Here is a 17,337-nt window from a genome sequence, read left to right as displayed (position 1 = left end):
CGGCCAGCTGAGGAGCGTGCGCCGCGACCTGAGCGGTGTCGTTAACCTGTGTGTGCGCGCCGCACGGCCTCGCGCGACGGGCCGCCGAACCCTCGCGCCGCGGCAACCGCGCGAAGAACGCGGTCGCACGGCTCGCGATCCGCCCGCCCTCAAAGAAAATGTATGAGTGTGGACATACGCCGCGGGTGCGGCACGGACTGCGCTGATCCCCGAACCCGCTGCACGAAAGTACGATATGGCCGGCGCGGTCGGCCCGGTACCCGTCAGTGCGCGAGCGGCCGCCCTTGCGCGCGCCGCCCGTCTCGGCGGACACTCGGCGGCCGGTCCCCGCGCGGCGTGGTTCACGCCGATCCGACAACCCGCTCAGGCCCGCGACGCCGTTCCCGATGGCGCGACACCCTGTCTTCGACGGGCGCGCCGGGGGCCCCGCTGGCCGACGCTCGAAGGGGATGTGACCTGCCCCGTTTCTTCCTCAACGTCCGACGTCACGGGACGCTGATCGCCGATCGAGAGGGCGACGATCTGCCCGATCGGACGGCGGCCGAGCATCTCGCCCGCGACATCCTGCGCGAGATGCGCCGCCTGCCGCACGTCTACGGCGCGCCGCGCGGCTGGCGCGCCGACACCTTCGTGATCACCGACGAGGCCGGCGCGGTGGTGGCCGAAGTCCCCTACGCCAGCGTGCTCTGAGGCCGCCGCAGCGGGCCGATCAGGCGCTCGTACTCGGCCTCGGCCGGGCCGTAGGTCTGGCCGGCGGCCTCCTCCAGGCGCGTGCGGCTGAGGACCCGGATGCGGCCGCGCCGGGCGCGGATTAGGCCGGCGCCCTCCAGGGTGTGGATCGCGACCGTGACGGTCGGGCGGCGCACGCCGAGCATGATCGACAGGAACTCGTGCGTCACCGACAGGTCGTCGCCGTCCTGACGGTCGTGGTACATGAGGAGCCACCGCGCGAGCCGCTCCTCGGCGGGCGCGCCCGCGTTGGCGATCGCGGTCTGGGCGACCTGGACCAGGAAGGTCTGGACGTAGCGCAGCAGCAGGTTGCGCATCGACGGGCTGGATTTCAGGGCGTCGCGCAGGGCCGGCACGGAGATCCGGCGCCCTCGGCCTGCGACCTGCATGAAAATCTGGTACGGGATCGTGTCGGTTCCGAGCAGCAGCGCCGGTGCGGCCATGCCGTCGCGTCCGAACAGGCCGACCTCGATCCGGCCGCCCTCGGCGAGAGTCGACACCACCGAGCACAGGCCGGTGTCGATGAAGACCGCGTGCGGGATCGCGGCGGCCGGCTCGACGAGCACTTTGCCGAGGGGCAGGTCGATCGCCTCCAGATGAGGCCCGAGCAGTGCGCCGTCCGCCTCGGATAGGGCGGCCAGAAGGCGGTTCTGATGCGGCATCGGCAAACGCGTACGCAGAAATCGACCTCCGCGCAGCGGCTCTCGTGCGGGAACCGCGGCGCACCCCCGAGCCATGCTCGGATCAACACGGAATAGCGAGCGGATATTGCATCTAGCGGGGGAAGCGTCTGCAACCAGACAAAGCTTTGCCGGCGGATTTCGGATGTCCTGGCAAATGCGCGCGGATGATTGCGCAAACCTTCCTTTAAGATCTGCCCTCAGACTGCCGGGCGGCGGATCGGGATCTGACTGGAACGCTGCGCGTCCCGCAGCGCCGAGCACTTGCCAACAGCGGCGTGCACGGTCGCGCTTTGACGCGCGGGTCGGATCGCGTTACAGACAGTGCGACGGAGCAAGCAAGAACCATGCCGTGAGCAGCGTGGCTCCGGCTGGCGAACCGCGCCGGAAGGGCATCGGGGCCTCGCATGAGTTTGGTGCAACGGCTGGAAGTGCGTCAGGGCCAGGCCCTGGTGATGACGCCGCAGCTCCTGCAGGCGATCAAGCTTCTCCAACTCTCGCACCTCGATCTCTCGGCCTACGTCGAGGCCGAGCTGGAACGCAACCCGCTGCTGGAGCGCGCCGAGCCGGACCTGCCGGCCGCGGGTGACGCCGCCGAATCGGGCAGCCATGCCGAGGAGGCGGGGGCCGACGGCTTCGACGCGCCGGAGCCCGACTCGTGGCTCTCGGCCGACCTCAACCCGAGCCGCGGCGAGATCGAGAGCGACTTCGACACGCGCCTCGACAACGTCTTCCCCGACGAGAGCCCCGTCCAGGCGCGCGAGGCGGGCGGGGGCGACATGCTCTCGCTGACGCCCCCGCCCTACGGCAGCACCGGCGGCAGCTTCGACGCCGAGGCGCCCGATTTCGAGGCGACCCTCACGGCCGAGACCTCGCTGCGCGAGCACCTCGCGGGCCAGCTCGACCTCGCGACCCGGGAGCCGGCCGAGCGGTTGATCGGCGGCTTCCTGATCGACGCCGTCGACGAGGCCGGCTACCTGCGCGAGACGGTGGAGGGCGTGGCCGAGCGGCTCGGCGCCGACCCGGCCCTCGTCGGCCGGATGCTGGCGCTGGTCCAGACCTTCGACCCGCCCGGGATCGCGGCCCGCGACCTCGCCGAGTGCCTCGCGATCCAGCTGCGCGAGCGCGACCGGTTCGACCCGGCGATGCAGGCGCTGGTCTCGCGGCTGGACCTCGTGGCCAAGCGCGATTTCGCGGCCCTGCGCCGGCTCTGCGGCGTCGACGACGAGGACCTCGTCGACATGCTGGGCGAGATCCGCCGCCTGGATCCGAAGCCCGGCCGGGCCTTCGGATCGAGCGCCGTCGAGGTCCTGGTTCCGGACGTGTTCGTGCGCGCCGCGCCGGACGGCTCCTGGCTGGTCGAGCTGAACAGCGAGGCGCTGCCCCGGGTCCTGGTGAACCAGAGCTACTACGCCCGCGTCTCGCGCAACGCCGCCGCGGAGGGCGACAAGGCCTTCCTGTCGGAGGCGCTGCAGAACGCCAACTGGCTGACCCGCTCGCTGGAGCAGCGCGCCCGCACCATCCTGAAGGTCGCCACCGAGATCGTCCGCCAGCAGGACGGGTTCTTCGTCCACGGCGTCACCCACCTGCGGCCGCTGAACCTCAAGACCGTGGCCGAGGCGATCGGCATGCACGAATCGACCGTCTCGCGGGTCACCTCCAACAAGGCCATCGGCACGAGCCGCGGGACCCTGGAGATGAAGTACTTCTTCACCGCGGCGATACCCGGGGCGGCCGGCGCGGCCGCCCACTCCTCCGAGGCGGTGCGCCACCGCATCAAGCAGCTCGTCGACGGCGAGACGCCGGACGACGTGCTGTCCGACGACGCCCTGGTGCAGAAGCTGCGCGGGGAAGGCGTCGACATCGCGCGGCGCACGGTGGCGAAGTACCGGGAATCCCTGCGGATCCCGAGCTCGATCGAGCGCCGCCGGGAGCGCTTCGCCCACGGTTCGGGCCAGCACGTCGCCCTTGCGCTGCGCTGATCGGCCCGGACGGGGTTGCGCCGGGCGCCCGTCCGGCCCATCCGTCTTGGCCCTCGATCGATGCCTGGACCCGCGATGACCCCGACCGGAACGCCCTCGCGCAGCCTCACCGCCATCGTGCTCGCGGCCGGGAAGGGCACGCGGATGCGCTCGGACCTGCCGAAGGTGCTGCACCGGATCGCCGGGCGCAGCATGCTCGGCCACGTCCTGGCCGCCGTCCAGGCGGCGGGCGCGGGCCGGATCGCCGTGGTGGCCGAGCCCGGCCGCGACGACGTCGCCGCCGAGATCGCGCGGGCGGCCCCCGGCGCCCGGGTCTTCCCGCAGGCCGAGCGCCTCGGTACCGCCCACGCGGTGCTCGCCGCCCGGGAGATCCTGGCCGACCCCGACGACGACGTGGTGATCGCCTTCGGCGACACGCCGCTCGTCTCGGCCGACACCTTCCTGCGTCTCCGCGCGCCCCTGGCCGACGGCGCCGCGGTGGCCGTGCTGGCCTTCGAGACGGCGACACCCTCCGGCTACGGGCGGGTGCTGACCGACGGCGACCGCGTGCTCGCCATCCGCGAGGAGAAGGACGCCAGCGCGGCCGAGCGGGCCGTGACTCTGTGCAATGCCGGGCTGATGGCGCTCGCCGGACAGCACGCCCTGGCCCTGCTCGCCCGCATCGGCAACGACAACGCCGCCGGTGAGTACTACCTGCCCGACGCGGTGGCGCTGGCGGTGGCCGACGGGCTGCCCGTCACGGTCGTGCCGGTGGACGAGGCCGAGGCGCAGGGCGTGAACGACCGGGTGCAGCTCAGCGTCGCGGAGGCCGCGATCCAGGCGCAGCTGCGCCGCAGCGCGATGCTGGGCGGCGCCACGCTGATCGCCCCCGAGACGGTGTTCCTCAGCCACGACACGGTGCTGGGGCGCGACGTGATCGTGGAGCCCAACGTCGTGTTCGGCCCCGGCGTGCGGGTCGCGGAGGGCTGCACCGTGCGGGCCTTCGCGCATCTCACCGAGACCAGCCTGGAGACGGGCGTGAAGATCGGACCGTTCGTGCGGCTGCGCGGCCACGCCGTTCTGGAGGCCGGCGCGGAGCTCGGCAATTTCGTCGAGCTGAAGAACGCCCGGATGGGGGCCGGCGCCAAGGCCGCGCACCTCACCTATCTCGGCGACGCCGAGGTCGGCGCCAAGGCCAATATCGGCGCCGGCACGATCACCTGCAATTACGACGGCGTGCTCAAGCACCGGACCACGATCGGCGCGGGCGCGTTCATCGGCTCGAACTCGGCCCTGGTCGCCCCGGTCTCGGTGGGGGAGGGCGCCTACGTCGCCTCGGGCTCGGTGATCACCGACGACGTGCCGGCGGACGCCATGGCGGTGGCCCGGGGCCGGCAGGCGGTGAAGCCGGGCTGGGCCAGGGAGAAGCGCGCGGCGCTGCAGGCCGAGAAGGCGCGGCGCGGCAAGGCGTGAGGCCGGGCACGCCGCGCGGGCGGGGCTGGCCCTGCGCCGTGCCGATCCGGTAGAAGTCCCGCTCGGCCCCGCACGGCGCGGGGCGGCCCGGACCTTGCGCACGACCTGCGCGCGGCCACCCGGGCGCGACAGCGAGAGACACTCCTATGTGCGGCATCGTCGGCATCGTCGGGCGCGACGCGGTGGCGGGGCAGGTGATCGAGGCCCTGCGGCGGCTCGAGTACCGCGGCTACGATTCCGCCGGCATCGCCACCCTGGAGCACGGCCGGCTGGCGCGGCGCCGGGCCTCGGGCAAGCTGGTCAACCTGGAGGCCAGGCTCGCCCAGGAGCCGCTCACCGGCACGATCGGCATCGGCCACACCCGCTGGGCCACCCACGGCCGGCCCAACGAGACCAACGCCCACCCGCACGCTACCAAGCGCCTGGCGGTCGTACACAACGGCATCATCGAGAACTTCCGCGAGCTCAAGCAGGAGCTGGAGGCCGACGGCGTCGTCTTCGAGACCGAGACCGACACCGAGGTCGTCGCCCAGCTCGTCAGCCGCAACATGGACCGGCAGATGGGGCCGGTGGAGGCCGTGGCCGCCGCCCTGCCGCGGCTGCGCGGCGCCTTCGCGCTGGGCTTCCTCTTCTCCGGCGAGGAGAACCTGCTGATCGGGGCCCGCCACGGCGCGCCGCTGGCCATCGGCTTCGGCGAGGGCGAGACCTACCTGGGCTCCGACGCCCTGGCGCTCGCCCCGTTCACCGACGCCATCACGTATCTCGACGAGGGCGACTGGGCGATCCTGTCCCGCGGCGGCGCCGAGATCCGCGACGCGTCGGGCGCCACGGTCGAGCGCGCCCGGCAGACGATCGCCACCCAGGCCTACCGGATCGACAAGGGCGAGTACCGCCACTTCATGGCCAAGGAGATCCACGAGCAGCCCGAGGTGGTGGGCCGCACGCTCGCCCACTACGTCGACATGGCGCAGGGGCGGGTGGCGCTGCCCGAGGCGCTGCCCTTCGACTTCGCCAAGCTCAGCCGCGTCTACATCACCGCCTGCGGCACGGCCTACTACGCGGGCCTCGTCGCCCGGTACTGGTTCGAGCAGGTGGCGCGCCTGCCGGTGGAGATCGACGTCGCCTCCGAGGCCCGCTACCGCGAGGCGCCGCTGGAGAAGGACGGGCTGACGCTGGTCATCTCGCAGTCGGGCGAGACCGCCGACACGCTGGCCTCCCTGCGCTACGCGAAGTCGAAGGGCCAGCACACGCTGAGCGTGGTCAACGTGCCGACCTCGACGATCGCGCGGGAATCCTCCGTGGTGATGCCGACGCTGGCCGGGCCGGAGATCGGCGTCGCCTCCACCAAGGCGTTCTCGTGCCAGCTCACCGTGCTGCTCTGCCTCGCCATCGCGGCGGGCCGCGCCCGCGGCACCCTCGACGCGGCGGGCGAGCGGCGGCTGATCGACGGCCTGATCAAGGCGCCGGGCCTGATGGCCGAGGCGCTCACCCACGAGGCGGCGATCGAGGGTCTGGCCAGGGAGGTCGCGAAGGCGCGGGACGTGCTCTATCTCGGCCGCGGCACCAGCTACCCGATGGCGCTGGAAGGCGCGCTGAAGCTCAAGGAGATCAGCTACATCCACGCCGAGGGCTACGCGGCGGGCGAACTGAAGCACGGGCCGATCGCCCTGATCGACGAGAGCGTGCCGGTGATCGTGATCGCGCCGCACGACGCGGTGTTCGAGAAGACCGTCTCGAACATGCAGGAGGTGGCCGCCCGCGGCGGGCGCATCGTGCTGATCGGCGACGCCAAGGGCGCGGCCGAGCACGGGCTCGACACGCTCGCGACCTTCACCATGCCGGCGCTCGATCCGACGGTGGCGCCGATCGTGTACGCGGTGCCGATCCAGCTGCTCGCCTACCACACGGCTGTGTTCATGGGGAAAGACGTCGACCAGCCCCGCAACCTCGCCAAATCGGTCACGGTCGAGTAGGCGCGGCCGACCAGATCGGCGGATCGTACGGGCGCGGCGCCGTCCTTGCGAGCGGAGCGAAGCAATCCAGTCTGCGCTATGCTGCCGGAGGTTGCGCGACGCTGGGTTGCTTCGCTGCGCTCGCAAAGACGGTCTGCGCAATCCTGCTGACCCCGGTACGAGGCCCCCATGACCGCCCATGACACCGACGTCCTCCGATGGCTCGACGGGCAGGAGGGCGCGATGCTGGCGCTCCTCGAGGAGTTGGTGAACATCGATTCCGGCTCCTACGACAAGCCGGGCGTCGACGCGGTCGGCATCCGCATCGCGGAGTTCCTCGCCGGCCACGGCATCCCGGTGACCACGATCCCGGTCGACGGCTACGGCGACGCGCTGAAGGCGAGCGTGGCCGGATCGGGCGGCGGCAACCGGCCGGTCGTGCTCATGGGCCACCGCGACACCGTCTTCCCGAAGGGGGAGCCGGCCCGCCGGCCGTTCCGGGTCGCCGACGGCCGCGCCTACGGGCCGGGCGTCGCCGACATGAAGGCGGGCCTCGTGATGAACGCCTTCGTTCTGGCCGCCTATCACCGCGCCGGCGGCGCGCCGGTGCCGCTCGTCGGCCTGTTCACCAGCGACGAAGAGATCGGCTCGCCGGCCTGCCGGCCGATCATCGAGGAGACCGCCCGGGGCGCCCGCGCGGTGCTGAATTCCGAGCCGGGGCGGCCGACCGGCAACGTCGTCACCGGCCGCAAGGGCGGGGTGTTCATGCACCTCGAGGTGCTCGGCAGGGCGGCCCATTCCGGCGGCAACTACGCCGACGGGCGCAGCGCCATCCTAGAGCTCGCCCACAAGACCGTCGCGCTCCACGCGCTGACCGACCTCGACCGCGGCACCACGGTCAATGTCGGCCTGGTCTCCGGCGGCCAGTCGGTGAACACCGTGGCGCCCCGGGTCACCTGCGAGATCGACCTGCGCTACGTGACCCCGCCCGACCGCGAGGCCGCCATGGACCGGATCGCCGCGATCGTGGCCGGATCGACGGTGCCGGACACGACCGCGCATCTCACCATCAAGGGCGAGTTCCTGCCGCTCGTGCAGGACGAGGCCTCGCGGGCGCTGTTCGACACCTACGCAAGGGTGAGCGCGGAGGGCGGCAACCCCGTCACCGGCGAGTTCGCAGGCGGCTGCGCCGATTCGGGCTTCACCGCCAGCGTCGGGTGCCCCACGCTCTGCGCCGTGGGCCCGGTGGGCGGCAAGGCCCACTCGCCCGAGGAGTACCTGGAGGTGGGAAGCCTTGTGCCGCGGGCGCGCGCGATGGCCGAGACCATCGCGGCGCTCTGACGGTTCAGAGACCGACCATCGCCAGCCCGGCGGCACCGTAGCGGTCGCCGGTCACCGCCTCGGCGGGCATCGCGTCCGCGATGGCCCGCAGGTCGGTCTCGGCCAGGACGAGACCGGCCGCCGCCGCGTTCTCCTCGAGGTTCCGGATCTTGCGGGCGCCCGGAATCGGCACGATGAAGTCGCCCTGGTTCAGCACCCAGGCAATGGCGAGCTGGGCCGGCGTGACGCCCTTGTCGCGCGCCAGGGCGGCGAGCGTGTCGAGCAGCCGCTGGTTGGCCGCGAGGTTCTCCGCCGCGAAGCGCGGCATCGTGCGGCGGTAATCGTCGGCGGCGAGGCTGTCGCGGTCGCGGATCGCGCCGGTCAGGAGTCCGCGCCCCAGGGGGCTGTACGGCACGAAGCCGATCCCGAGTTCGCGGCAGGTCGGCAGCACCTCGGCCTCGGGATCGCGGCTCCAGAGGGAGTACTCGCTCTGCACGGCGGCGATGGGGTGGACCGCGTGGGCCCGCCGGATCGTGGCCGCGCCGGCCTCGGACAGGCCGAGCGCCCGTACCTTGCCGGCCCGCACGAGATCGGCCATGGCGCCGACCGTGTCCTCGATCGGCACCGCCGGATCCACCCGGTGCTGGTAGAACAGGTCGATGACGTCGACGCCGAGGCGCCGGAGCGAGGCGTCGCAGACCGCCCGGACGTGCTCGGGCCGGCTGTCGACGCCGATGATCCGGTCGGGGCCCTGGCCGGTCTCGGAGATCTTGAAGCCGAACTTGGTGGCGATGATCACCCGGTCGCGGACCGGCGCCAGGGCCTTGCCCACCAGCTTCTCGTTCTCGAAGGGGCCATACATCTCGGCCGTGTCGAAGAGGGTGATGCCGAGGTCGACGGCGCGGCGCAGCGTGGCGGTGGCCTCGCCCTCGGGCTGGCCGCCATAGGCGTAGCTCATGCCCATGCAGCCGAGGCCGAGGGCGGAGACGGTGAGTTCGGTTCCGAGTCGGCGGTGATCCATGCGGGCCTCCCGTGATGCGGGCCGGACTTCGCACGGGGCGCCGGCAGCGATAATCCGTGACCTGCGGCGCAGGCTGTTCTATGCGGCTCAACAGTGAGACGCGCCGACCTCCCCGCCCTGTCGCTCTTCGCCGCGGTCGCGGCGCGCCGGAGTTTCCGCGGCGCCGCGCGCGATCTCGGGCTCTCGGTCTCGGCGGTGAGCCACGCGATCAACGGCCTGGAGGCGAGCCTCGGCGTGCGCCTCCTCGCGCGGACGACCCGCAGCGTCGCCCCGACCGAGGCGGGCCAGCGCCTGCTCGACGGTCTCGAGCCCGCCCTCGCGGCGATCGCCGACGCGGTCGAGGCGGCGACCGCCGCGGAGCGGCGGCTCACCGGGACGCTGCGGATCTCGGTGCCGCGGTCGGCCGCCGAGATGCTGCTGGTGCCGCTCGCCGTCGCGTTCACCCGCGCGCATCCGGGCGTCGAGATCGAGATCCGCGCGCAGGACGGCTTCCGCGACATCGTCGCCGAGGGGTTCGATGCCGGCGTCCGCTTCGCCGAGAGCCTGGACCAGGACATGATCGCGGTGCCGCTCGGCCCGCCGCAGCGCGGCGCGATCGTCGCCGCGCCGGACTATCTCGCCCGCCACGGGACGCCCGCGGACCCGCAGGACCTGCACCGGCATGTCTGCGTCCGGCGCCGCTTCCCGAGCGGCGGCCTCTACCTCTGGGAACTCGAGAAGGACGGGATCGCCCAGTCGATCCCGGTCACCGGCACCCTCGTCCTCGACGATGACGGGCTGGTGGCCGAAGCGGCGCGCGGCGGCGCAGGCCTCGCCTACCTCTTCGAGGCGCAGGTGGCGGCCGACATCGCGGCCGGCCGCCTGATCCGGGTCCTCGACCCGTGGTGCCCGCCCTTCCCGGGCTTCTTCCTCTACTACCCGAGCCGCCGCCAGATGCGGCCGCTGCTCCGGAGCTTCGTCGATCACGTCCGGGGCCGCTAGCGCCGCCGGCCCGCCTACGGGCGCTGGGCCGCCACGAGGCGCAGCAGGAAGCCGTCGAGGGCCGCCTTGTCGATCCAGCGCAGGACCGCGACGAGGTCGTGCTCGGGATCGCACCAGATCACGTTGTTGCCCGCCCCGAGGGCGCTGAAGGCCGAGGCCGGCAGTTCCGGCTTGGCGGCCGCGCCGCGGTTCAGCCACCAGAGGTAGCCGTAGCTGTCGAGGGTCGGAGAGGGCGTCAGCATGGCGCGGATCCAGCGCTCCGAGAGGAGCTGCCGCCCGTTCCAGCCGCCGCCGCGGGCGACGAGGAGACCGAAGCGGGCGTGGTCGTCGGCCCCGATGAACAGGCCGCCGCCCCAGTGGCCACCGCCGGGGACCGACTGGACCCGCGCGCCGTCGACCGCGACCCAGGCCGTGTCGTAGCCGTGCCACGCCCAGTCGCGGGAGGCGCCGATCGGATCCATGATCCGCTCGCGGAGCACGTCCGGGAGGGCCCGGCCGAAGCGGCGCATCAGGCAGTACGACAGCAGGTTCACCCGGACGTCGTTGTACTCGTAGTAGGTGCCGGGGCGCCGCAGCGCCCGCGCCTCGCCCTTGCGGCTGTTGTCGGCGCCCGGGCCGATCTGCCGGAAATGATCGACCTGATCGGACTTGCCGAACAGGGTCCCCTGCCACTCGCTCGACTGCTGCAGGAGGTGGCGCCACGTGATCGCGCCGTTGTGCGGGCCGTCGAGGAGCGGGTCGGGTACGCTGTCGCGCACCGGCGCGTCGACGTCGGGGATCAGGCCGTCGTCGTGGGCGAGGCCGGCCAGCACCGCGAGGTAGCTCTTGGCGATCGAGAAGGTCATGTCCGGGCGGGCCGTGTCGCCCCAGGCGGCGACGCGCCGGCCGCCCTTCAGGATCACGCCCGCCGGGCCGCCGCGCGGGCGCACCGGCCCGTCGACGGCGCTCCAGGGCCCCGTCTCGTTCCACTCGACGATCCCGACGTAGCGCCCGTCGGGATAGTACAGGCTGCGCGGCCACGCGCTCTCGTGGGCCTGCGCGAACGCCACCGCGTCCGCGAGCCGCCCGGCATCGAGCCCCGCCGCACCCGGGTCCTGCTCCGCCCAGTCATCCGCCGGCCAGTACGGCCCGGTCGCTTCGGTCACGCGCGTCTCCTGACGGTCCTCTCCGGTCCGGGCGCATGCAGGGCCTGCGCCGCGGATCGGACCCTCCGTAGAGCCATCGGCCCCGAGAGGGCAGGGCGCGCGCCGCGGTTCGGGGCTCGCCCCGCACGACGGGGCCGGATGTGTCAGCCCTTCCCGGTGAAGCGCACGGCGCAGCCCGGACGGGCCGCGACGAGGTCCGCGCCGCGCGCGCGGCCCAGGACCATGCAGGCGGTCGACAGCCCGTCGGCGACGAGCCCCGTCGGCGCGGTGACCGTCACCGACGACAGGCCGCGCGGCGACCGGCCGGTGGCCGGGTCGAAGATGTGGTGGTCGGTGCGGTCGTCCGAGAAGCTCATGTTGTAGTCGCCCGAGGTCGCGGCGAAGCCGGTGAACGGGGCGATGACGGCGGCGACCGCGCCGGGATCGCGCGGATCGGCCAGACCGAGGCGCCAGGGCGCGCCGTCCGGATGCGCGCCGGCGGCGCCGAACTCGCCGGTATCCACGAAGGCGTCGTCGATGCCGCGCGCCCGGAAAGCCGCCATGACCTGGTCGGCCGCGTAGCCCTGGATCAAGGCGTTCAGCGTCAGGGCCGTCCCGGGCTCTAGGACGATCCGGTCCGCCGCGACCCGCACGCGCCGCCAGCCGACCCGCGATAGGGCCCCCCGCAGGGCCTCCGCCCCGGGGCGCTCGCCGCGGGCGGCCGCGCCGGCCCAGACCGGCCAGAGCGGCTGGACGGTCGGGTCGAAGGCGCCGCCGGTCTCGGCCGCGAGGGCGAGGGCGAAGCGCAGCAGGGCGAGCAGGTGCGGGTCGGGCGCCTCGAGGGACCCGTCCCGGTTGAGGCGGGCCAGGGCGCTGTCGGCCCGGAACAGGCTGGCGGCCGCCTCAACGGCACGCATCGCCGCGAACCCGTCGTCGAGCGCGGCCTCGACCGCGGACGGGTCGGGCCCGGCAGCGGTCAGGGCCACGGTGGTGCCGAAGGCGAGGCCGGCGCGGGTGCGCAGCGCCAGCCCGCGCGACGCCGCGGCGGCGCACAACGCCGCGACGCCGCCGAGCGCGGCCAGCCCCGCGGCCCCGACGAGGAGTCGGCGCCGGGCCGGCGCGAAGTGCGGCGGCGCGCTCATCCGACGGTCACCGGCCGGGGCGCGGCGCGGCGGCCCCGCTTGCGCGCCACGACCTGCGGCACGCACTGCCCGGGATCGTGGATGATCGTCACGCACTCCATGCACTGGAAGCACTCGGCGTAGTCGACCCGGCCGGAGGGCGCGATGGCGCCGTAGCGGCAGCGGACCTTGCAGAGCTGGCACGGCGAGCCGCACTCCGCCCGGCGCGGGATCCAGTCGAGGACGCGGACCCGCCCGAGGAGGGCGAGGGCGGCGCCGAGCGGGCACAGGTAGCGGCAGAAGCCCTTGTAGACGAGCAGGTTGAGCACCAGCAGCCCGGCCGCGTAAGCGACGAACGGCCACGCCCGGACGAAGTACAGGGTGATGGCGGTCTTGAACGGCTCGACCTCGGACAGGGTGTCGGCGAGGGGCGACCCCGCGGCGGCGGCACCGAGGATGCCGGCCAGCACGACGTATTTCAGCGACCGCAGCGCCCGGTCGAGGCCGGGCGGCACCGCGACCGGGCGGATGCGCAGCGGCCGGGCGAGCAGCGCGACGAGTTCCTGCAGCGCGCCGAAGGGGCAGAGCCAGCCGCAGAACGTGCCGCGCCCCCAGGCGACCAGGGCGGCCAGCGCGAAGGCCCAGAGCACCAGCGAGGGCGGGTCGTAGAGCAGGAAGGCGAGGTCGTGGGTTACCGTCGCGGCCCGCACGAGGCCGACGAGGGTCACGATCGAGAGTTGCGCCTGCGCGTACCAGCCGACGAAGCCGAGGGTCAGCGCCAGGAAGCCGAGGCGGAAGAGGGGGAAGCGGCGCTGGTCCGCCACCAGCCCGCGCTGGCGGCTCAGGACCGGCACCAGCACCGCGAGCATCAGCCCGATCAGCGCGAGTTCGGGCGCCCGGAGCCGCCAGGAGTCGGTCCAGCTCGGCCCGTCATCGGGCCGGACCCGCGTGAACAGGTCGGCGGGCAGGGCGGTCTCGACCGTGAAGGTCCGGGCGATCTTCTCCGACAGGATCTGCCCGCGCTCGCGGACGATCGTCTCGGTCAGCACCCAGGGCGCGGACGGGTCGAAGCCGGCGGCCTGGTCGATCCGCAGGATCGTCCAGGGGCCGGGCGGCAGCCCCTCGGCGAGGCCGGCGTCGCGGCGCTCCACCGCCATGTCGCGGGCGTTCACGATCAGGCCGGCCTGGCCGATCGCCAGCCGGTCGGGGACGGCGCCCAGCACGAACCGGTCGCCGACCGGGTTCTCGGGCGCGTCCTCCGGCCCGGCGCTGACGACCATCACGGCGTGGTTGCCGGCGCCGAGCTCGCGCATGAGCGCGTCGTAGCGCGCCGGCCCCAGCAGGTTGCGGCCGATCGAGGGCGGGTCCAGGGCGGCGACGTAGAGGTCGGTCAGCACGGCGTCGGCCGGACCCTCGGACGGATCGGCCACGCCGGTACCCCGGAAGGCCGCGGCGGCGTCCGCGTTCGTGACCGTCAACCGCCGGACCCAGCCCCGGGCAAGAAGCTCGGCCAGGGTCAGGGGCTCGTAGAGGTCGGGCTTCGCCTCGACCTTCAGGCCGACATTGGCCGCCCCGAAGCCGAGCTTCGCGCGGGCGACCGCCAGCGCCGAGGCCAGGATCGACTGGTTGATCACCCGGGTCGAGGCGGTGGCCATGGAGATGCCGTCGACGGTGGTCTGCGGCGCGGCGCCAGCGGCCCGCGCGTTGGGCCGCCCGACCCGGATCGCCTGCCGGGCCGACAGGCCGGCATACTGCTCGACGAAGGCGAGGAGCGGCTCCGGGCCGAGCCCCTCGAGGAAGACCGGCTCGTGGTGCGCGAGCACCGTCACGTCCCAGAAGGTCCCGTCGGGGGCGAGCGCGATCAGCAGGTCGGGGGGCGTGCCCCCGAAGCCCGGGATCGGTGCGAGGTCGACGGATTCGAACGCGTAGGCGAAGACCTCGTAGGACCCGGCCTGCTGCTTCAGGATCGGCCAGACCGGGAGCCTGTCGTCCTTCTCGCCGACCACCAGCGGGGGCGGGAAGTGGCGTTCGAGGGCGGCGCGATCGAGCTGGCCTGCGTCGACCGAGAGGGACGGCAGGAGCAGGGCGAGAAGGAGCAGTGCGGCGCGCAGGAGCAGGCCCGCGCCCCGGGCCAGGGCGGTGCGCGGCGCGGGCGGCCTGGGAGACGGTGCGCTCCGCAGCGGCCGAGTCATCTGGCTGCCTCCGCCCAAGGCCGCGTCGGTCACAGGCCCGGGTCGCGCACCGACGCCGGCGGCAATGCGCGACGGGCCCCCTCTCCCGAGCGGGAGAGGGTCGGGGTGAGGGACGATGAGTTTCAGGATGGAGCACGGTCTTGACCCGCGGTCGCCTCGCGCCTCGTCCCGACGGCCCTGATCCCTCACCCTGTCCCTCTCCCGCACGGGAGAGGGGACCCGAGTGTCCTTCGGCTCCGCTGTGGCCCAGCCCCCAGTGTGGATCCGGAAGCCTCCAACGAGGGAGGCGGATGCCTGGGTCCGCGTCAGCCAGACTGTCACGGCACCGCACCGGCGGCGCGCCCGTCCGTCGCCTGCGCCGAAGGCATCGGCCGCGCCGCCGCGCCCCAGGGGAAGCGGCCGACCTTCACGGTCTTGATCGGCCGGAACGTCGCGGCGTCGATCACCGTCACGTCGCCGGAGACGCCGTTGGTGGTGAAGAGCCGCGTGCCCGCCGCGTTGAGCGCGAGCTGCCAGACCCGGCGGCCGACCAGGATGTAGCTCTCCACCCGGTAGGTCGCGGTATCCACCACGGCGACCCGGTCGGACGGCCCCAGCGCCACGAAGGCGTGGCGCCCGTCCTTCGCCATCTGGATGCCCACCGGCTGGATCCGGTCGGCCGCGATCCCCTTCACGGCGAACTCGATCGTCGCGATCACCGCGCGGGTGGCGACGTCGATCACCGACACGGTGCCGCCGATCTCCGAGGACGCCCACAGCCGGGACCCGTCCGCCGTGAAGGCGGCGAAGCGCGGCCGCTGCCCGACCGGCGTCGCGTCCACGGCCGCGAGGGTCTGCGTGTCGATCCAGTGGACCATGTTGGTCGTCTCGGAGGTCGTGACGGCCGTACGGCCGTCCGGGCTGACCGCGACGCCCTCCGGCTCGATGCCGACGTCGATCTGCGCCAGCACCCGGCGGGTCTGCGCGTCCACCACCGTGGTGGTGGCGTTCTCCTCGTTGGCGATGAACAGGGTGCGCCCGTCGGGCGACAGGGCGAACTGCTCCGGGTCCTCGCCCGAGGGCAGGTCGTGCCGGACCTGCCCGGTCTCCGGGTCGATCACCTGCACGGCGTCGGAATCGCTGGCGCAGACGTAGAGCGACCGCCCGTCGCGCGAGAAGGTCAGCCCGCGGGGCCGACGGCCGACCGGGAAGGTGCGCAGCACCTCCAGGCTGTCGCCGTCGATCACCGAGACGGTGTTGTCGCGCTCGTTCGAGACGAAGATCTCTTCCGCCCGCGCGGGGCCCGCGAGGCAGAGCAGCAGCGCGAGGGCGGCGAGCCGGGTCATTCTGACGTCCCCGAGAAGGCGCGGCAGGCACTCTCGGGCGCGTCGAGGCCGAGCGTGTCGAGTTCCGTGCGGTGGTGGAGGAAGCCCTCGATCGGCGCCGTCGCGGTGACGGCCCCGGGCCAGAGCAGGAAGACCGGCTGGCGCAGCTGCCCGTCCCAGGCGCGGAAGCTCAGGGGGCGGCCCTTGAAGCCGCCGATCTCGAAGCCGGGCGCCGTCAGGGCGGCGCGGACCGTCGCGGGGTCGGTGCTGCGCGCCTTCACGGCCGCCTCGCCGACGACGTGCACCGCCATCCAGCCGGCCCAGTCGACGGGCCGCATGGCGCGGCCGGCGAGCTTCCGGAACCGCCCCTGGAGCTGGACGGCGGCCCAGGCCTCGACGGGCCGACCCCAGGCGGCCGGCGCGAGGCCCTGCGTGCCGACGAGGGGCCGGGGCGAGGCGGTGTTGTAGTTGAGGCTCGCGCCGAACGCGCCGGCCTCGTCGGCCACCGCGACCACGTCGTGCTCGGGCCCGCGGGTCGGCAGGGCGAACTCGCGCAGGGCCGTGTCGCGGACGTCGCCCCCCTGCGGGTCGTAGCGCGTCTCGGCGACGATCCGCGCGCCGAACTTCCTCGCGCTGCGCCGCAGCGCCTCGGCGAAGAGCGCGTCAGCTGGCGCCGGCCCGGTCACCAGCAGGATCCGGGACCAGCGCTTGAACGCCAGGAACTGCACCAGCGCGTCGGACAGCATGGCGCGGGACGGCAGGACGTGGAGCAGGTTCCGGCGGCAATCGGCGTCGCGCAGGCGCGTGTCCGGGGCGCCGATGTTGAGGAGCACGCTGCCCTTCGCCTCCGGCAGGTCGGCCAGGGCGAGGACGTCGGCGGCCGGGGCGTTGAGCACCACGAAGCGCCGGTCGGCGAGGTCCCGGAAAGCCTGGCGGATGTCGGCGCCCGGCTCGACGATCGTGGTGCCGAGGTCGAAGCCGAGGCCGAGGAACCGGCCAGTGGCGTTGGAATCGCGCAGGCCGAGTTCCGCGCCCTTGGCGCCCTCGTCGTCGGGGATCGGGTCCTCGTTGTTCAGCGGCGCCGGCCGCTCGACCCGCCGCTCCAGGTAGCGGATCGTCAGGGGCGGGCCCGCCGGCGCGGGCGCGGCCCGCCCCTGCGCGACCGGCGCCAGGGTCGCCATGGCCGCCATGGCCGCCACGGCCGCCAGCACGACGGCGCGCCGCAGGCCGGCCCATGGCCCGCCGCGCATCCCGGGCCGCCGCGCACCGGAGGACACCATCCCCGCCCGTCTCCTCCAGCCCCGCGGCGCTCGTCTTTGGCCGGGAGTCTAGGAGCGGAGTTGCGCCCTCCGATATTAGACCAAGGTGCACAAACCGGGTTTGATGCAGTGCAACACAAGTGGTGGATGGCGCTAATCTGGCCGATCCGTACCAAAGCATAATGGGTCCGCCGCCCGGTACTTGCTAACCGTCGTGCAA

Annotated in this window: 13 protein-coding genes; 6 read left to right on the top strand and 7 right to left on the bottom strand. The window is 73.5% G+C overall.

Annotated elements, in window-relative coordinates; translation table 11 throughout:
- The first annotated feature begins 162 nt into the window (after nucleotides 1-162).
- Complete coding sequence (locus ACQKQD_RS17805; protein ID WP_427509037.1) at nucleotides 163-690, top strand: DUF6894 family protein; 528 nt, start codon at nucleotides 163-165, stop codon at nucleotides 688-690.
- Here ACQKQD_RS17805 and ACQKQD_RS17800 read toward each other — a convergent pair.
- Complete coding sequence (locus ACQKQD_RS17800; RefSeq protein WP_020095047.1) at nucleotides 672-1,391, bottom strand: Crp/Fnr family transcriptional regulator; 720 nt, start codon at nucleotides 1,389-1,391, stop codon at nucleotides 672-674. The genes ACQKQD_RS17805 and ACQKQD_RS17800 overlap by 19 nt on opposite strands.
- A gap of 425 nt (nucleotides 1,392-1,816) precedes the next feature.
- On the opposite strand from ACQKQD_RS17800, the gene rpoN reads away from it, so the two are divergent.
- From rpoN to ACQKQD_RS17780, 4 genes are all read left to right on the top strand, one after another.
- Nucleotides 1,817-3,391, top strand: coding sequence for an RNA polymerase factor sigma-54 (gene rpoN / locus ACQKQD_RS17795; protein ID WP_091927410.1), 1,575 nt, complete (start codon nucleotides 1,817-1,819; stop codon nucleotides 3,389-3,391).
- A gap of 75 nt (nucleotides 3,392-3,466) precedes the next feature.
- Nucleotides 3,467-4,843, top strand: a complete 1,377-nt coding sequence (gene glmU / locus ACQKQD_RS17790; RefSeq protein WP_427509036.1) for a bifunctional UDP-N-acetylglucosamine diphosphorylase/glucosamine-1-phosphate N-acetyltransferase GlmU — start codon at nucleotides 3,467-3,469, stop codon at nucleotides 4,841-4,843.
- 146 nt (nucleotides 4,844-4,989) lie between these two features.
- Complete coding sequence (gene glmS, locus ACQKQD_RS17785) at nucleotides 4,990-6,816, top strand: glutamine--fructose-6-phosphate transaminase (isomerizing) (RefSeq protein ID WP_020095050.1); 1,827 nt, start codon at nucleotides 4,990-4,992, stop codon at nucleotides 6,814-6,816.
- Nucleotides 6,817-6,984: 168 nt separating this feature from the next.
- Nucleotides 6,985-8,136 carry a M20 family metallopeptidase gene (locus tag ACQKQD_RS17780; protein WP_020095051.1) on the top strand — a complete coding sequence of 384 codons (1,152 nt, stop codon included), beginning with the start codon at nucleotides 6,985-6,987 and terminating at the stop codon, nucleotides 8,134-8,136.
- Nucleotides 8,137-8,140: 4 nt separating this feature from the next.
- Here ACQKQD_RS17780 and ACQKQD_RS17775 read toward each other — a convergent pair whose 3' ends face one another.
- Nucleotides 8,141-9,136, bottom strand: a complete 996-nt coding sequence (locus ACQKQD_RS17775; protein ID WP_427509035.1) for an aldo/keto reductase — start codon at nucleotides 9,134-9,136, stop codon at nucleotides 8,141-8,143.
- 93 nt (nucleotides 9,137-9,229) lie between these two features.
- Between ACQKQD_RS17775 and ACQKQD_RS17770 the strand changes: the two genes are divergently transcribed.
- Nucleotides 9,230-10,117: a LysR family transcriptional regulator gene (locus ACQKQD_RS17770; RefSeq protein WP_427509034.1), complete on the top strand. Its 888-nt coding sequence runs from the start codon at nucleotides 9,230-9,232 to the stop codon at nucleotides 10,115-10,117.
- 14 nt (nucleotides 10,118-10,131) lie between these two features.
- Here ACQKQD_RS17770 and ACQKQD_RS17765 read toward each other — a convergent pair whose 3' ends face one another.
- From ACQKQD_RS17765 to ACQKQD_RS17745, 5 genes are all read right to left on the bottom strand, one after another.
- Entirely contained in the window at nucleotides 10,132-11,262 is a 1,131-nt protein-coding gene (locus ACQKQD_RS17765; RefSeq protein WP_427509033.1) for a serine hydrolase domain-containing protein, read from the bottom strand.
- A gap of 143 nt (nucleotides 11,263-11,405) precedes the next feature.
- A complete protein-coding gene (locus ACQKQD_RS17760) occupies nucleotides 11,406-12,383 on the bottom strand; it encodes an FAD:protein FMN transferase (RefSeq protein ID WP_427509032.1) in 978 nt (325 codons plus the stop codon).
- Nucleotides 12,380-14,554, bottom strand: coding sequence for a 4Fe-4S binding protein (locus ACQKQD_RS17755; protein ID WP_427509031.1), 2,175 nt, complete (start codon nucleotides 14,552-14,554; stop codon nucleotides 12,380-12,382). Before ACQKQD_RS17755 ends, ACQKQD_RS17760 begins: the two co-directional genes overlap by 4 nt.
- A gap of 317 nt (nucleotides 14,555-14,871) precedes the next feature.
- Nucleotides 14,872-15,879: a YVTN family beta-propeller repeat protein gene (locus ACQKQD_RS17750; protein WP_427509030.1), complete on the bottom strand. Its 1,008-nt coding sequence runs from the start codon at nucleotides 15,877-15,879 to the stop codon at nucleotides 14,872-14,874.
- Nucleotides 15,876-17,138, bottom strand: coding sequence for an ABC transporter substrate-binding protein (locus tag ACQKQD_RS17745; protein ID WP_427509029.1), 1,263 nt, complete (start codon nucleotides 17,136-17,138; stop codon nucleotides 15,876-15,878). Before ACQKQD_RS17745 ends, ACQKQD_RS17750 begins: the two co-directional genes overlap by 4 nt.
- Nucleotides 17,139-17,337: the final 199 nt, after the last annotated feature.

Source organism: Methylobacterium sp. NPDC080182, from assembly GCF_050281105.1.
Taxonomy (GTDB): domain Bacteria; phylum Pseudomonadota; class Alphaproteobacteria; order Rhizobiales; family Beijerinckiaceae; genus Methylobacterium.
This window is presented reverse-complemented; position numbering and strand designations above follow the sequence as displayed.

What these genes read in the sequence shown, in the direction of transcription:
- ACQKQD_RS17780 (WP_020095051.1), top strand. Translation starts at nt 6,985, where the DNA reads ATGACCGCCCATGACACCGACGTCCTCCGATGGCTCGACGGGCAGGAG.
- ACQKQD_RS17760 (WP_427509032.1), bottom strand. Translation starts at nt 12,383, where the DNA reads ATGAGCGCGCCGCCGCACTTCGCGCCGGCCCGGCGCCGACTCCTCGTC.
- ACQKQD_RS17750 (WP_427509030.1), bottom strand. Translation starts at nt 15,879, where the DNA reads ATGACCCGGCTCGCCGCCCTCGCGCTGCTGCTCTGCCTCGCGGGCCCC.
- ACQKQD_RS17805 (WP_427509037.1), top strand. Translation starts at nt 163, where the DNA reads ATGAGTGTGGACATACGCCGCGGGTGCGGCACGGACTGCGCTGATCCC.
- glmU (WP_427509036.1), top strand. Translation starts at nt 3,467, where the DNA reads ATGACCCCGACCGGAACGCCCTCGCGCAGCCTCACCGCCATCGTGCTC.
- glmS (WP_020095050.1), top strand. Translation starts at nt 4,990, where the DNA reads ATGTGCGGCATCGTCGGCATCGTCGGGCGCGACGCGGTGGCGGGGCAG.
- ACQKQD_RS17755 (WP_427509031.1), bottom strand. Translation starts at nt 14,554, where the DNA reads ATGACTCGGCCGCTGCGGAGCGCACCGTCTCCCAGGCCGCCCGCGCCG.
- rpoN (WP_091927410.1), top strand. Translation starts at nt 1,817, where the DNA reads ATGAGTTTGGTGCAACGGCTGGAAGTGCGTCAGGGCCAGGCCCTGGTG.
- ACQKQD_RS17800 (WP_020095047.1), bottom strand. Translation starts at nt 1,391, where the DNA reads ATGCCGCATCAGAACCGCCTTCTGGCCGCCCTATCCGAGGCGGACGGC.
- ACQKQD_RS17745 (WP_427509029.1), bottom strand. Translation starts at nt 17,138, where the DNA reads ATGGTGTCCTCCGGTGCGCGGCGGCCCGGGATGCGCGGCGGGCCATGG.
- ACQKQD_RS17775 (WP_427509035.1), bottom strand. Translation starts at nt 9,136, where the DNA reads ATGGATCACCGCCGACTCGGAACCGAACTCACCGTCTCCGCCCTCGGC.